This window comes from Bartonella sp. B41, from assembly GCF_053795765.1.
This window is the reverse complement of sequence record NZ_CP200037.1, coordinates 50,291-64,839: the sequence shown is the minus strand read 5'-3', so window position 1 is coordinate 64,839 and position 14,549 is coordinate 50,291. Positions and strand designations below refer to the sequence as shown.

14 protein-coding genes are annotated in these 14,549 nt (G+C 37.8%); all 14 read right to left on the bottom strand.

Annotated elements, in window-relative coordinates; genetic code table 11:
• Window positions 1–20 precede the first annotated feature (20 nt).
• A complete protein-coding gene (locus V4P54_RS00305; RefSeq protein WP_455477183.1) occupies window positions 21–170 on the bottom strand; it encodes a hypothetical protein in 150 nt (49 codons plus the stop codon).
• 73 nt (window positions 171–243) lie between these two features.
• Window positions 244–1,311: an outer membrane protein gene (locus tag V4P54_RS00300; RefSeq protein ID WP_455477182.1), complete on the bottom strand. Its 1,068-nt coding sequence runs from the start codon at window positions 1,309–1,311 to the stop codon at window positions 244–246.
• Window positions 1,312–1,450: 139 nt separating this feature from the next.
• The gene (locus V4P54_RS00295; RefSeq protein WP_455477181.1) at window positions 1,451–2,284 is read right to left on the bottom strand and encodes an outer membrane protein; all 834 of its coding nucleotides are present in this window, start codon (window positions 2,282–2,284) and stop codon (window positions 1,451–1,453) included.
• Window positions 2,285–2,422: 138 nt separating this feature from the next.
• A complete protein-coding gene (locus tag V4P54_RS00290; protein ID WP_455477637.1) occupies window positions 2,423–3,256 on the bottom strand; it encodes an outer membrane protein in 834 nt (277 codons plus the stop codon).
• 215 nt (window positions 3,257–3,471) lie between these two features.
• Window positions 3,472–3,792: a hypothetical protein gene (locus V4P54_RS00285; RefSeq protein ID WP_455477180.1), complete on the bottom strand. Its 321-nt coding sequence runs from the start codon at window positions 3,790–3,792 to the stop codon at window positions 3,472–3,474.
• 565 nt (window positions 3,793–4,357) lie between these two features.
• The gene (locus tag V4P54_RS00280; protein WP_455477179.1) at window positions 4,358–4,978 is read right to left on the bottom strand and encodes a ribonuclease D; all 621 of its coding nucleotides are present in this window, start codon (window positions 4,976–4,978) and stop codon (window positions 4,358–4,360) included.
• Window positions 4,979–6,367, bottom strand: coding sequence for a dipeptidase (locus V4P54_RS00275; RefSeq protein WP_455477178.1), 1,389 nt, complete (start codon window positions 6,365–6,367; stop codon window positions 4,979–4,981). It lies immediately after the preceding gene.
• A 73-nt stretch (window positions 6,368–6,440) separates the two neighbouring features.
• Window positions 6,441–7,316 (bottom strand): bifunctional DNA-formamidopyrimidine glycosylase/DNA-(apurinic or apyrimidinic site) lyase, encoded by an 876-nt coding sequence (gene mutM / locus V4P54_RS00270; protein ID WP_455477177.1) that lies wholly within the window; start codon window positions 7,314–7,316, stop codon window positions 6,441–6,443.
• Between the two features lie 648 nt (window positions 7,317–7,964).
• A complete protein-coding gene (locus V4P54_RS00265; protein ID WP_455477176.1) occupies window positions 7,965–8,816 on the bottom strand; it encodes a cell wall hydrolase in 852 nt (283 codons plus the stop codon).
• A gap of 228 nt (window positions 8,817–9,044) precedes the next feature.
• Window positions 9,045–9,764, bottom strand: coding sequence for a phosphate signaling complex protein PhoU (gene phoU, locus V4P54_RS00260; protein WP_455477175.1), 720 nt, complete (start codon window positions 9,762–9,764; stop codon window positions 9,045–9,047).
• Between the two features lie 21 nt (window positions 9,765–9,785).
• Window positions 9,786–10,544, bottom strand: coding sequence for a phosphate ABC transporter ATP-binding protein PstB (gene pstB / locus V4P54_RS00255; RefSeq protein WP_455477174.1), 759 nt, complete (start codon window positions 10,542–10,544; stop codon window positions 9,786–9,788).
• Window positions 10,545–10,590: 46 nt separating this feature from the next.
• Window positions 10,591–11,883 carry a phosphate ABC transporter permease PstA gene (gene pstA, locus V4P54_RS00250; protein ID WP_455477173.1) on the bottom strand — a complete coding sequence of 431 codons (1,293 nt, stop codon included), beginning with the start codon at window positions 11,881–11,883 and terminating at the stop codon, window positions 10,591–10,593.
• Window positions 11,880–13,340: a phosphate ABC transporter permease subunit PstC gene (gene pstC, locus V4P54_RS00245; RefSeq protein WP_455477172.1), complete on the bottom strand. Its 1,461-nt coding sequence runs from the start codon at window positions 13,338–13,340 to the stop codon at window positions 11,880–11,882. Before pstC ends, pstA begins: the two co-directional genes overlap by 4 nt.
• Before the next feature lie 64 nt (window positions 13,341–13,404).
• Window positions 13,405–14,451 (bottom strand): PstS family phosphate ABC transporter substrate-binding protein, encoded by a 1,047-nt coding sequence (locus V4P54_RS00240; protein WP_455477171.1) that lies wholly within the window; start codon window positions 14,449–14,451, stop codon window positions 13,405–13,407.
• Window positions 14,452–14,549: the final 98 nt, after the last annotated feature.

The following is a 14,549-nucleotide window of genomic DNA, read 5'->3' as shown; positions in this document are numbered from 1 at the left end:
TCCTGTCCACTTTTACGATTTTATTTTTTCATAATTTCCCTGAACCCTGCAACTCCGTTTTTTTGATCCATGGGAAGAGACAAAACAATAGTTCGTATCAAGCAGCGATCAAGAAGATTATCATAACGTCTTATGGGCTTTATCATGAAAGAGCGAAGAAAGGAAACCATAAAATGATCCCCTTAAAAAAATAAGAGCCCCACCGTAGGCAGAGCTCCCTCAACAGCTTAGCTTGAATGATAATTAGAACTTGTAAGCTACACCAACACGGAAATCATTAGTTTTGTAACTAACTTCAAGCTCTTCTTTTAAAAATTTCTTTTTACCAAAGTCTGAGTAACGGTATTCTGCACGAAAAATGATATTATCCATCACTGCAAAATCAACACCACCACCAAGGGTGTAACCAACCAATGTTTTTGTTTCATCCAATATATTCTTGGAAGCAGATTCTTCTTTGCTCGATATAGAAAATGTATCTTGGAGCTGTGTATAAGCAATACCACCAGCAACATAAGGCATAATACGATCAGCAGCAAAACCAACACGTACCCGCGTAGCGCCTGTCCAATTCTGTTTTAGAGTGTGACTTAAAGTATCAAAATCATCCTCGATATCAAAACCAAAGGCTGAAGCCATTCCTCTGGCCTGTGCTGCATTGTGCGCATTAACACCTTTTGCATTCACAGTTGCTGGTCTACTTTGTGAAGTGGATCCAGCTAAACTTACTGCAGAATGCACCGTATGACTAACAGAAGATCTGCTTGTTCCGCTATGATGACCTTGAGACGAGCTACCACCACTGTTCAACTTACCAGAAGAAGCGTGCGTTCCGTGTGGAAGTGCTACTGGTGGTGCTGGTGGTGCTGGTGGTGCTGGTGGTGCTGCTCTACGAACTCTCCCAGACTCCCTTAGTACAGGGTAATCAGATGTATCTAAAACGATATTTTTTGTCTTTCCCCGTTTAAACCACATGAAATCTGTATCAACACCAAGAGCAAATCCGTCCCCAAGATCAATATTAGAACCTGCATAAAGACCACCTGTAATACCTGAAGGCCTTGGCGTCAAATCATCACCCACTGGAGCAGCTTGACCATCATCAACAAAGTTCATATCGACCTTACTTGAAAAACTATCAACCTGAGCACCAAAGTAAAAACCTGTCCATGAAAAGGCAGGCGCTACAACAGCAGGAGCAGGTGAAACAGCATGTATCGGCTGATGAGGAGCCATGACATCCGCTGCTTGCGCTGTGGAAGCAGAAATTAAAGCAAAAATAGACACTTCTATCAAACGTTTCGTATTCATAAAATATCTCCAAATATCCAAAACGAATTATATATAAAGCATCTAAAATAAAATATCTGTAGCAAAAATGATACAGTCACAAAAAAATAGAAACCCCGCTTCAAACGAGGTCTCCTAACAATTTAATCTTGCACTAAATTTAGAATTTATAAGCTACGCCAACACGAAAATCATTAGTTTTGTAGCTCACTTCAAGATTTTCTTTTGAAAATTTCTTTTTACCAAAGTCTGAGTAACGGTACTCCGCACGCAACACAACATTGCTATTTACTGCAAAATCAATACCACCACCAACAGTATAACCAACCATTGTAGCTGTTTCATCTATTTCCGAAGAAGTAGCTGCTACCTTACCCGACGGTTGTTTTACCTCTAAAGCTGTAGAAATACCCTGCATCTGCGCATAAGCGACACCACCTGCAACATAAGGCAACATGTTTCCAGCAGTCGACCAACCAACACGAACCCGCGTTGCACCAGACCATTTTTCTTTATAAGTAAAGACATTATCTTGCCTATCGTTAACTGCAAGCACATTATCGCCTTTCAAATCGAACGCTGCATTAAGAGCTGCAATACCCGCCGCATCAAGAGCTACTGAAGAAATTGTGCCCGTTTTTTCCTGATCTGCCCAAACTGCACCCGTTTCAATACCAAGAACAAGACCATTTCCAAGATCAATGTTAGAACCTGCATAAGCACCACCCATAAAACCCGAAGGTTGAGGTATTCCATCCTTATTGTCGGTATAAGAACCAATATTTGCATGTTTCTCACTTATACCCACTTTACTTGAAAAACCACCAATCTGACCACCAATATAGAAACCCGTCCAAGAAAACGCAGGAGCGGTAGTAGTAGCAGTAACAGCTGGCGCCATCTCACGAGCAGGGACTACAACATCCGCAGCCTGTGCCGCAGAAGATAAAGTCAAAGCGGCAACAGAGGTCGTCATTAAATGTTTAATATTCATAAATTTTGCTCCTAAATTAATTTATAGGGGCAATGTTACACAAATGCAAAAAAAAATCTGTAGCAAAAATGACACAATCACGAAAAATAGAGACCCCTCTCAAAACGAGATCTCCTAGTAATTCAATATTGTGCTAAATTAGAATTTATAAGCCACACCAACACGGAAATCGTTAGTCTTGTAACCAAGTTCTTGTATATCATCCATAAATTTTTTCTTACCAAAGTCTGAGTAGCGATATTCCGCACGCACAATAACATTATTAGCCATTGCAAAATCAATACCAGCACCAACAGCATAACCAACCAATGTTTTTGTTTCATCTAACAAATTACCAGAAACAATTACTGGACCATGGTCTTTTGCCCTTACTGATATCGACATAATGTCTTGAAGCCGTGCATAAGCAACACCACCAGCGAGATAAGGCATAATACGGTCAGCAGCAAAACCGATCCGCAAACGCGTTGCACCAGACCATTTTTCTTTAAGAGTAAAACCATTAACTCGTTCATCACCAGCGTGTATTGCTCCATTAACAACCTTAATTCCAGCATTTTTTAGCATATTTTCAACATATGCTATCTGACCTTGAGCAATTGAAGACGCCTGCCCAATCTTACTGTCATCCTTATCAGTCCAAACAATATCCGTATCAACACCCAAAATAAGACCATTACCGAGATCAGCATTAGAACCTGCATAAAGACCAGCCATGAAACCCGATGGTTTGGGCAAAAAATTTTCATTAACAGGAAAGGGTCTGTCGTTTCCTATAGTGTTCCTGCGAGTCTTACTCGAAAAATTACCAATTTGACCACCAATATAAAAACCTGTCCAAGAAAAAGTAGGAGCAACAATAACTGGTGCAGCTGGCGTCGGATCTAAAGGAACCATAACATCCGCTGCCTTCGCTATAGAAGCTGAAATTAAAGCGCAAGCAGAAGCTGTCATTAACCATTTTATATTCATCATTTTTCTCCAATAGCTGATATTTGAACATGTGGTGTCATATAGTGCGCTAATTTCAGATATCTGTAGTAAAAATGATACACCTGTAAAAAACATGAAACGTCAAGCTCTATCAACCAAACATCCCAATAAAAGCCCCCCCGACCAATATTCTGCATTTACCCTTCAATTACCTGAGAACAAAATCATATAATCTTAAAACTGTCGTCTGTTTGCTAGAATGACATCGGACCACGTGTAAATAGACTTGGTCGTCTTGGCCTGTTTCCAGAGTTCTTATGTCTCTTTTTAATTTGAGATGCCACGGGTAATAAATGAGCGCTTTCTTCCCACCCATCGTTGTAAGAATAAGAAAATTTTGTTTGAAAAACTTTATCCAAAGGGATGTTATCTTGTTCATTAAGAAAAGAATTACTAAAGGAAGCAGCTACGGGAGATGCATCAAGAGCCAATCTTTGGAATGCCATAAGACTGGTTCCCTGAATCGCAAAAATTGAAACAAAAGCAGAGCGTGTAATAAAATGTTTTATGTTCATAGTTTTACCTTTATAATTTAATTATACATAATGTGTCTTACATAGAGCGCCAATTTTCTATTTCTACAAGAAGCATAAAAATAAAATCGTAACATTTTGATTTCAAAATAAATAAAATTTTTGAGATATATTAGCGTACAAATCCATAAATTTATAATAGGTAAAAATGATACATGGTTGGATATAGGATACAGCATATAGATAAATAACTCATTTTTTTGATAACAACATCGTGCTTTATGTTACTCAATGCAATCCCAACAACATTCACACATACCGCATATTACTTGAATATTGATGCTATATTTATCTACTGTAAGTTCCATAAAAATGAAACCATATTTGACAAAGCTTAGATAAAAATAGTTTTAAATCTTCGAAAAACACATTTGTAAATTGTATTTTATTACAAAACCTTTAAGCTAAGTTGTGCCATCGCGCAAAACTTTACCATAAACATCGTAATAAAAAATAAATGAGAGAACAGAGAAATAAGTGTGAGGTATTTTTTCTGTTTGTATAAACTATCCTCTCTATTTTCAGCTTGAGAGCAATTTTTTTTGGCCTAGCTGTGTGCAAAAATATCAACCTCTGGCCATCCCAAAAGATCAAGTTTTGCTCTAATAGGTAAAAATTGGAAACATGCTTTTGCAACGTTCTCCCGATCTTCTCGTATTAATCGTTCTTCAAGAACACTTTTTAAACGATGCAAATACAAAACATCCGACGCCGCATATTCAATTTGTGCACGTGATAAAGTCTCTGCCGCCCAATCTGAAGATTGCTGCTGCTTGGAAATATTAATGTTTAATAATTCACAACAAATCTCTTTCAATCCATGACGATCTGTGTAGGTACGAGTAAGCTTTGAAGCAATTTTCGTACAAAAAACGACCTCTGGCATAACACCAAATGTATGCGCCAAAATGGCAAGATCAAAACGTCCAAAATGGAATATTTTAGTAATTTCCTTATCTTCAAGCAACTTGACTAAATTAGGAGCACTTCTTTGCCCTTTAGCAATCTGTATAATGTCAGCAGTACCATCTCCAGAAGAAAGCTGCACAACACATAAACGATCACGATGCGGTTGTAACCCTAAAGTTTCAGTATCAACTGCAACAGAATCAATATCATAATTATCCAAGTTTGGTAAATCACCCTGATGAACACGAATCTCTGCCATCTAACCTCCTATTTGCGCCAAAGTTGCAAGAATACGCGCCCAAGACCGCTGACCTTTATGAAATGATTTTAGATTATATTTTTCATTCGGCGAATGAATACGATCATCTGCCAATGCAAATCCAACTAAAACAGTTTCCATATTGAAAATTGCTCGAAAATCTCCAACAATCGGAATAGAACCACCCATAGCAGTTAATACAGCAGGATTTTCCCATTCCTGTGATAATGCATTTTTTGCTGCTTCAATAAAAGGCGAATCATAGGGAAGCTGAATAGCTGGAGAAGCACCTTGTTCTTTAAATGTGACTGTACAATCAGCAGGAATAAAACTGCGAACATAATCACGAAACGTCTGACGTATTTTTTCTGGATTTTGTTTATGTACTAATCGAAAAGAAACCTTTGCAATCGCTTGAGAGGCAATGACTGTTTTAATCCCTTCTCCCTCATATCCCCCACTAATACCATTTATTTCTGCTGTAGGACGAGCCCATACTTGCTCTAAAATACTCCGCCCCTTTTCTCCAGAAGGAATGGCAAGACCTACAGGACCTAAAAACTTTTCAGCATTACAATTGAGCTCGCTCCACGATTTCAAGATTTCTTTAGGTGTCTCTTCTACACCCTCGTAAAACCCAGAAAGGGTTACTCGTCCCTCCTCATCATGAAGCCCCCCTAAAATCTTAGCCAAAATACGAATAGGATTGGCAGCTGCACCCCCAAAATAACCAGAATGCAAATCACAATTTGCAGCTTTGATAATAACTTCTTCACCTAAGAGACCACGAAGACCCGTAGAAATCGATGGTGTATTAGAATCCCACATTGATGTATCACAAACCAATGCACAATCAGCCTTCAACTCATCAATATTTTCTCTCAAAAAAGGAACAAGTGAAGGAGAACCACTCTCTTCTTCACCTTCAAATAAAACAGTTACTTTAATAGGAAGATGGCCTGTCTCTTTTTTAAATGCACGGCATGCTTCAATAAAAGTCATCAGCTGACCTTTGTCATCTGAAGCGCCACGCGCACAAATAACCTTTTCTCCATCTCGCTCTTTTAAAGAAGGCTCAAATGGATCATCTTCCCATAAATTTAATGGATCAACCGGTTGAACATCATAATGCCCATAAAAAAGGACATGTAAACAATTTTTTGAAGGCCCTGCATGATGCCCAACAACCATTGGATGACCTGGCGTATTACGACGTGAAACATCAAAACCAATACTTTTTAAATCCTCTACCAGCCAATCAGCAGCTCTACAACATGCATCTTTATAGGATAAATCTGTAGAAATCGACTGGAAACGTAAAAAAGAAAAAAGACGTTCAAGACTTTTTTCTACATTCTCATCTAGATAAGTTAAAACTCTGTCTAACACAAAAACCTCTTCATCTTCAAAAAATCATATCCATGACTTTAAGCCTGTTATAAGATTTTGCAAGGCATCTTATTTATTTTTGACACCGTGGACAGTAAAAACTTGAACGCCCTGATTGGACAATACGCACAATGAGCATTCCACACTGTAAACATTCCTTTCCTTCTCGCCCATAAACCGAAAAACAATGTTGAAAATATCCAAATGAACCATCTGCATGCATATAATCACGCAGAGAAGATCCTCCAGAAAAAATTGCTTCAGCAATCACATTTCGTATATTGTTAGCTAGATTTTTTGCCAATTTGCGTGCACGAACACTTTCTAATGCCAATGTCGAAGCACTACGTCTTGGTGATAAATGACTACGCCAAAGTGCTTCACAAACATAAATATTTCCAAGACCCGCAATAATAGACTGATCTAGCAGAGCTATTTTAAGAGGTGTTTTCTTACTAGCAAAAACCTTTTGCAAATAGGTACCAGAAAATTCGTTGCTCGTCGGCTCTAATCCCAAATTTTTTAAAAATGGATTCTTGTAAAGATTCGCTGTATCTGCTAGCTGCATAAATCCAAAACGGCGAGGATCATTATATACTAAGCGGTAAACATAGCCATTTTCTGCTTGCACATTCATAATAAGGTGATCATGTAAAATCGATTTACCCGTAGAATAATGTTTTTTTCTTAAAACATTCTTCTCTAAACGCCATGATCCTGACATTCCTAAATGACTCAAAACCGTTTCGCCCTCTGAAAGATAAAATAATAAATATTTTGCACGCCGACCAAGTTCCAAAACCGTCCTACCTACGAGACGTTCAGAAAATGCTTCTGGAAAAGGAAAACGCAAATCTTGACGGTTAATTTTTACAGACATAACCTTTGCTCCAGTTAAAATAGGAGCAAGTCCGCGTCGAACCGTTTCTACTTCAGGAAGCTCAGGCATACATCTTTCCAAAAATTAACATTTGTAAATAAAATCTCATCGAAGAATACTAAATCCCCATTTCCTAGAAGTTTTTTCTCCATTTTACAAATATCAGCTATATCAAATTTCATCCTATCCAATCGGACCACCCAATCCATACAAATCACCATTTTATTGTCTTCACGCACTACAATTTTTCACAATAAACGATTTACATTCCAAAAATATTTGGAATCACCCAATCTTAACGCAACATACGCGTTCAGAATTTTCATTAATGAAGATTACTATTAAAATCACAAATAATGCTGTATCAAAACAGATTTGCCTCATCGTCTTGCCCCCTTATTATTTCGCAAAATCTGTTACACAACTTTCAATTCTATAACAACACATATGTTAAAATTTTCCTTGCTCCAAGGTGCATTTCGATACTACCAACAAATGCTCCTCGATTAAGAAAGGCATTGCTTCAAACGCACAAACCCTTTAACTCTATGGAAACAAGAAACAATGAACACACTCCTCTAGTAGGAGTGAAAACACGATCCTATCCCTTCTATGAATTAATCCTCACCTTTATCACAATTAATGCAAGATAATTAAGAAATTTTCTCATGAGCATCAAGATACATTATCAGTACTCTTTTCTTTGATTATGAAAAATCACCGAATTTTGTGCTGCTCTTCTAACATTGCAACAATCAAATTTAACTGATCCTTCGAAGGTACAGAATACACCACAACTGATCTGGCTTTATTTCCCTTATTCATCCAGTTGGGTGAACGCGTTGGTATAGGGATTCTGTTAAGTTCTGCAACAACAAAGGGTATGCTACGAACATTACTTTCCTGTGTTACATCCGTAAAAAGAACTGCATTTCGTTTTTCTTTTGCTCTTGTTGCTCTACTTTCTGAATCTAAATTCATAAAATCCAGCGTATTTCTAGAACGTTCTTGAGCAAAAGCATAAGCAACATCATAAGGACGATTATTTGCAGGTACTTGACGTGATCCATCACGTGCCCGCCGTTCATAAAAGGCATTTCCTCCTGCAATATGCACATAATGCATATTTTTATAAGGAAAGGACAAACCAGCGGTATGAAAAAACATAGCGCTTTTGACCTTCTTATCCCGTTCACCATGTAAAACAGCATCAGCCGCCTCTCGAACACGAGCAACAGATGCAGGCTCATTCATGGGCCGCGTTAAAACACCAGGAGCAAACTGTTTGTATTGACCAACAACACCACAAATTGTCCTTGGATAAGCAGTCGAATTGACGCGATTCATAACGACTGTTCCAACTGCAATCATTCCTTCACGACTCGTACGATTGGATTCAAAATACATTGCCCGCATAAGACATTGACGCTCTGTCAATGGATATGCCACTGTTTTCATCTTTTTGTTATCATTATTTTTTTTGAAACCTAAATGATCAGAAGCACATCCAACAATTACAAAAGGTACCATACAAAAAATAACTAAAATAATCCAAAATTCTTTTTTCATCGAATACATCTTAAAGGAAGGTATATGGTTAACAGTTCTGCCCAATAAATCTCTAACACAGAGAAATTGGCAAAGTATAAAAGAAAAAATAAAAAAATCTTAATTATAAAAGGATAAATCTTTTCACAGACTTTGTAAATTCAATCAATAAACGACCAAGCATGACTGCAAAATATTAACCTTCACACATCAGGAGATGCTCCTTATCTCATTTTCAATAACAAAATCCTAATCTATTTTTTCCTCTATCCCAACTTTATATGTTAGATCATCACGCGGACGATCAGAGGACATATGATAACCTGTTATGATATAATGCAATGTCTCAGCAATATTAGTAGCGTGATCGCCAATCCGTTCAATGCTTTTTATACAAAACAACAAATGCGTACATACTGTAATATTGCGCGTATCTTCTATCATGTAAGTTAAAAGTTCACGGAAAAGAGATGTATACAAAGAATCAATTTTACCATCGCGATCGCGTACTGCATCAGCACGATTCAATAAACGATTGTTGTAAGCACTCAACACCTCCTTTAATTGGTTGAGTGCCAAAGCTGTTATCGTCTCAAGTCCACAATAAAAGCTTGCAGGTTGGCGAATTTCTGAAATAGCAATAGCCCTCTTAGCAATGTTTTTGGCCATATCCCCAATACGCTCAAGATCTGAAGAAATGCGAATAGCGCCAACAATTTCACGCAAATCAACAGCCATAGGCTGGCGTTTACCAATAATGGTAACCGCTTTCTCATCAATATCGCGCTCCACTTCATCCAAAAATAAATCATCGGTAATAACCGTAGTAGCAAGCTGAAAATCATTGCTTACAATTGATGCAACAGAACGTTCGATCATGCTTTCCGCATGCTGTCCCATTTCCGTAATCTTTGCTTTTAAGTATTTTAGCTCTGCATCGTAAGAACGGACAGTATGGTTCATAGACATATCCTATACTCCTCAATTCACCTATCCAAAACGCCCAGTAATATAATCCTGCGTACGTTGCTCTTTTGGTGAGGTGAATATCATTTCAGTTGCACCAACTTCAACCAAGTGCCCTAAATGGAACATAGCAGTATATTGAGAAACACGTGCTGCCTGCTGCATCGAATGCGTAACAATAACGATTGTATAATTTTGTCGCAATGCATCTATAAGCTCTTCAATGCGCGCCGTTGCAATTGGATCAAGAGCAGAGCAAGGTTCGTCCATTAAAATAACCTCAGGACTAACTGCAATGGCGCGCGCAATACATAAACGCTGTTGCTGCCCTCCTGACAAACTCGTCCCTGCCTCGTGAAGACGGTCTTTTACTTCTTCAAATAACCCTGCCTGCCTTAAACTTTTTTCAACAACATCATACAACTCAGCACGTGATCTTACTAGGCCATGGATACGCGGCCCATAAGCAACATTCTCAAAAATAGATTTTGGAAAAGGATTTGGCTTTTGAAAAACCATTCCAACACGTGCACGCAGTTCTACAACATCAATCCGAGAATCATAAATATCCTCCCCATCTAAGGTAATAAGACCCATTATTTTAGCACCTTCAATTATATCATTCATACGGTTAAAGCAACGTAAAAAAGTTGATTTTCCGCAACCTGAAGGCCCAATCAAAGCAGTAACTTGACGCTCAGGAATATCAAGAGTAACCCCATGAAGTGCTTCTTTATCTCCATAAAAAACCTTCACATCTTCACCACGCATTTTAATCTTCATTACAGAACTCATCTTACTTTAATTCATGACTTAAATCTTATTAAAACTACCAGCGGCGTTCAAATCTTCTGCGTAAAAAAATAGCAAAAATATTCATGGCTGCGAGAAAAAACATCAATACAATAATAGCACCTGATGTTTTTTCAACAAAAGCACGCTCCGCTTCACCCGACCACATAAAAATTTGAACAGGCAAAGCGGTCGCTGGGTCCATTGGCGTAGCAGGAACATTCACAACAAAAGCAACCATTCCAATTAAAAGTAAAGGAGCTGTTTCGCCCAATGCCTGAGCCACACCAATGATAGTACCAGTTAAAATACCTGGTGCAGCTAAAGGGACAACATGATGAAAAACCATCTGCGTTTTTGATGCTCCCAGTCCTAAAGCTGCAGCTCGAATCGAAAAAGGAACAGCCCTCAAAGCAGAACGGGTAGCAATAATGATGGTTGGCAATGTCATAAGAACCAGAACGAGCCCCCCAACAAAAGATGCTGAACGCGGTAATCCGAAAAAATTAATAAAAACAGATAATCCAAGAAGACCAAAAATAATCGAAGGAACTGCTGCAAGATTATTGATATTAATCTCAATAAAGTCTGTAAATTTGCTTTTTCGTGAGTATTCTTCAAGATAAAGAGCTGTTGCTATTCCTATTGGCAGTGAAATCATCAAAACTATAACTATCATATAAAAAGAACCAACTATAGCCACACCTAATCCCGCAGTCTCGGCACGACTTGAAGCACCAAATGTAAAAAAACCAAAATTGAATGTTTTATAAAGCGTTCCGTCATGGGATAAACGTTTCATCCATTCTATTTGACGATCAGAAACTTTGCGTTTTTTTTCTCCTACGCGTAAATCAATGTGTCCTTTATAAGCGGAATCAATATCCGCAGCCGCTAAAATTTTGATTTTTTGCGTAGTTCCAATTAACTCTGGATTCTTCGTCACCATTTCGCGTAATTGAACACGTACACTACTTGAAAACATACGATTAATATCGCGCAATGATGTGTTATCATTTTGATCTATACCAAGCTTTTTTGCTAAGGCATTTCGTACAAGAAGTGGGTAATTAGCAGTTATTAATATTTGTGGATTTGTTCTGTATTGACCACTTGGATCAATAATCTCTCCATCTAAATGGACTGATAATGTCATTTCACTTTTGAAAAAAGCAGTATAACCCTGATCAACGATAGACCATAAAAGAGAAGATAAAAAAAACAAACCAACAAAAATAGCAACCAGACCATAAGCTCGAAAACGACGTTCAGCCCAATATCGATGTCTAAGATCAATATTGTAACGATGCGAAAGAAAAACTTCATTCATTCATATTGTTCCCGATATCTACGCACAATGTAAAGAGCAAGGACATTCATCAAAAGAGTTAGAATAAATAATGTCATACCCAAAGCAAATGCTACAAGAGTTTGTGGGGAATTAAACTCAAAATCACCAGTTAATTGATTAACAATTTTAACTGTCATTGTAGTCATAGCTTCAAATGGATTAAGCGTTAGGTTTGCTGCTACACCTGCTGCCAAAACAACGATCATTGTTTCCCCAATTGCACGTGATGCAGTCAGCAAAACTGCTCCCATAATTCCTGGAAGCGCTGCAGGCATGACCACTTTCTTTATAGTTTCAGATTGCGTTGCGCCCAAACCATAAGATCCCTCACGCAAAAAACGTGGAACAGCTATAATAACATCATCTGATAAAGAAGATACAAAAGGAATCAACATAATTCCCATTACGAATCCAGCCGTCAAAACGCTTTGAGCCATAATAAAACCAACACCTCCAGACAAAGAAATAGAAAGGTCACGCAAAAATGGCCCCACAATTTTCAAAGCAAAAAAACCATAAACAATAGTTGGAATACCAGCGAGAACTTCTAACAACGGCTTCACAATTGACCGAAATTGAGCAGAGGCATATTCAGCCATATAAATGGCTGAATATAATCCAACAGGAACGGCAAAAAGCATTGCTACAAACGCAATATAAAGTGTACCCGCAAGAAGCGGTATTAAACCAAACTGCCCGACTTCTTCTACAGAACCACCAACTGAAAAACGCGGATCCCAAACTGTTCCAAAAAAGAAATTTGAAAAGGAAACAGACTGAAAAAAACTCACTGTCTGAAAAAACATAGAAAATGCAATACCAATTGTTGTCAAAATCACAACCATGGATGCACAAATTAACCCAACAATAACTAAACCTTCAACCTTATTGCGTGCACGATGACAGGGAGAAACCTGCATAACCCCACAAACAAAACCACACAATCCAATAACAAAAAGTAAGCAATGACCAATGAACCGAAGATTTTTAAACGAAGAATACCATGATTGTGCTACTCTTAAAACCTCATCTGGTAATTCACTTGGTAAAACAAACCCCTTCATGAACAATTGTGCCTGCACTTCTTTATATGAAGCAAAAGAAAGATCTCCATCAAAATGATGAATAATTTTGGCTAAATTGCCGATAGCTCCCAAAATAAGATCATGATTAATCGTCTCCGTTATAAGCGTATTATACTTCAAGACCTTTTGCGAAGCGTTATACTCTAAATATATTGCACTCGCATTATCCCAAAAAATTAAAAAAACAAAGGCTGGAACAACAGTTGTCAAAAACGTCCACCATCCGTGATAACATGCACGAGAATGCATTTTGCATGGTGTATACTCAAAACTGCGAGCTCGCATATAAGAAATATAAAAGCCAATAAAACCAATAATTAGTAACAGAAAAATAATGAAGAAAATACGCATATCATCTTTCAGTTTTTACAAAAAAGCAGTGTTATAAAAATCATCGCACTACAAATTCTGTACATTATTTCAAAGTCATTACGATACCAGAAGAAAAAGCAGAACGCTGCGCCTGCCGCTCTTTTTCAGAAGCGACAACCAAACCATATTCAGCCAATGGGCTATTTGGCCCAATCATTTGATCAGAGAGGAAAAACTCAACATACTCTCTCAAGCCTGGAATAATCCCTAAATGCGCCTTTTTTACATAAAAGAAAAGTGGACGGGAAATCGGATATTCACCGCTAGAAATTGTTTCAGCAGTTGGTGCAAAACCATTAATATCCGCAGCCTTTAACTTATCCGCATTATTTTCATAAAAAGACAAACCAAAAACACCAATTCCCGTTTTATCAGAAGTTAAACGAGCTAGCATCTCAGCATAGTCGCCATCAATATCAACAGCCTTTCCATCCTTACGCACAGCAACGCAAGCAGCATGTATCGCCTTATCATCCATCCCTAAAGATTTCATTTTCTCAACTGCCCCGCTTGCTTCACAGCCAACAATTAGCAATTTTTCTTCCAAAACTTCACGCGTTCCATGCTTTTCTCCAGGAATATAAGCTGCTATTGTCCAACTGGGAAGAACACTATTAATTTCCTTCCACTTCGAAACTGTATTTAACTGTAATTTCCCATTAACAACAACTTGAGCAGCCAATGCTTTATAAACATCTACTGGCTGCAATTTCCAATTAGGACCGTCAATATTTGTTGCAAAAACAATACCATCGTACCCGATAAATACCTCTTCGACATCTTTTATACCAGCATCAAAACAAGACTGTAGCTCTCCTAATTTTATTGCACGAGAAGAATTAACGATATCAACAGAATTTTCTCCAACACCACGACAAAACTCCTTAATACCAGCACCTGAACCACCTGACTCAATAACCGGAATCTTAAAATGAGGATAAATTTCTCCAAATATCTCAGCAACTATTTTTTGGTAAGGTAAAACTGTAGATGAACCAGTAATTTGAATTTGATTACGCGCAGCACAAGCATTAATTGGGAGAATAAACGCAAAAATCAGCCTAACCCAAACTGATAAAAATTTGCCCATCTATAAACTCCTTAAAATACGAATTAAGACCTTGTTTACACCACACGACGAATTTAGATTCTAATCCACATTTTTAATACGACAAACACAAAAAAGAA

Coding starts and splice junctions, on each gene's coding strand:
- V4P54_RS00305 (WP_455477183.1), bottom strand. CDS start 170: ATGGTTTCCTTTCTTCGCTCTTTCATGATAAAGCCCATAAGACGTTAT.
- V4P54_RS00300 (WP_455477182.1), bottom strand. CDS start 1,311: ATGAATACGAAACGTTTGATAGAAGTGTCTATTTTTGCTTTAATTTCT.
- V4P54_RS00295 (WP_455477181.1), bottom strand. CDS start 2,284: ATGAATATTAAACATTTAATGACGACCTCTGTTGCCGCTTTGACTTTA.
- V4P54_RS00290 (WP_455477637.1), bottom strand. CDS start 3,256: ATGAATATAAAATGGTTAATGACAGCTTCTGCTTGCGCTTTAATTTCA.
- V4P54_RS00285 (WP_455477180.1), bottom strand. CDS start 3,792: ATGAACATAAAACATTTTATTACACGCTCTGCTTTTGTTTCAATTTTT.
- V4P54_RS00280 (WP_455477179.1), bottom strand. CDS start 4,978: ATGGCAGAGATTCGTGTTCATCAGGGTGATTTACCAAACTTGGATAAT.
- mutM (WP_455477177.1), bottom strand. CDS start 7,316: ATGCCTGAGCTTCCTGAAGTAGAAACGGTTCGACGCGGACTTGCTCCT.
- V4P54_RS00265 (WP_455477176.1), bottom strand. CDS start 8,816: ATGAAAAAAGAATTTTGGATTATTTTAGTTATTTTTTGTATGGTACCT.
- phoU (WP_455477175.1), bottom strand. CDS start 9,764: ATGTCTATGAACCATACTGTCCGTTCTTACGATGCAGAGCTAAAATAC.
- pstB (WP_455477174.1), bottom strand. CDS start 10,544: ATGAAGATTAAAATGCGTGGTGAAGATGTGAAGGTTTTTTATGGAGAT.
- pstA (WP_455477173.1), bottom strand. CDS start 11,883: ATGAATGAAGTTTTTCTTTCGCATCGTTACAATATTGATCTTAGACAT.
- pstC (WP_455477172.1), bottom strand. CDS start 13,340: ATGCGTATTTTCTTCATTATTTTTCTGTTACTAATTATTGGTTTTATT.
- V4P54_RS00240 (WP_455477171.1), bottom strand. CDS start 14,451: ATGGGCAAATTTTTATCAGTTTGGGTTAGGCTGATTTTTGCGTTTATT.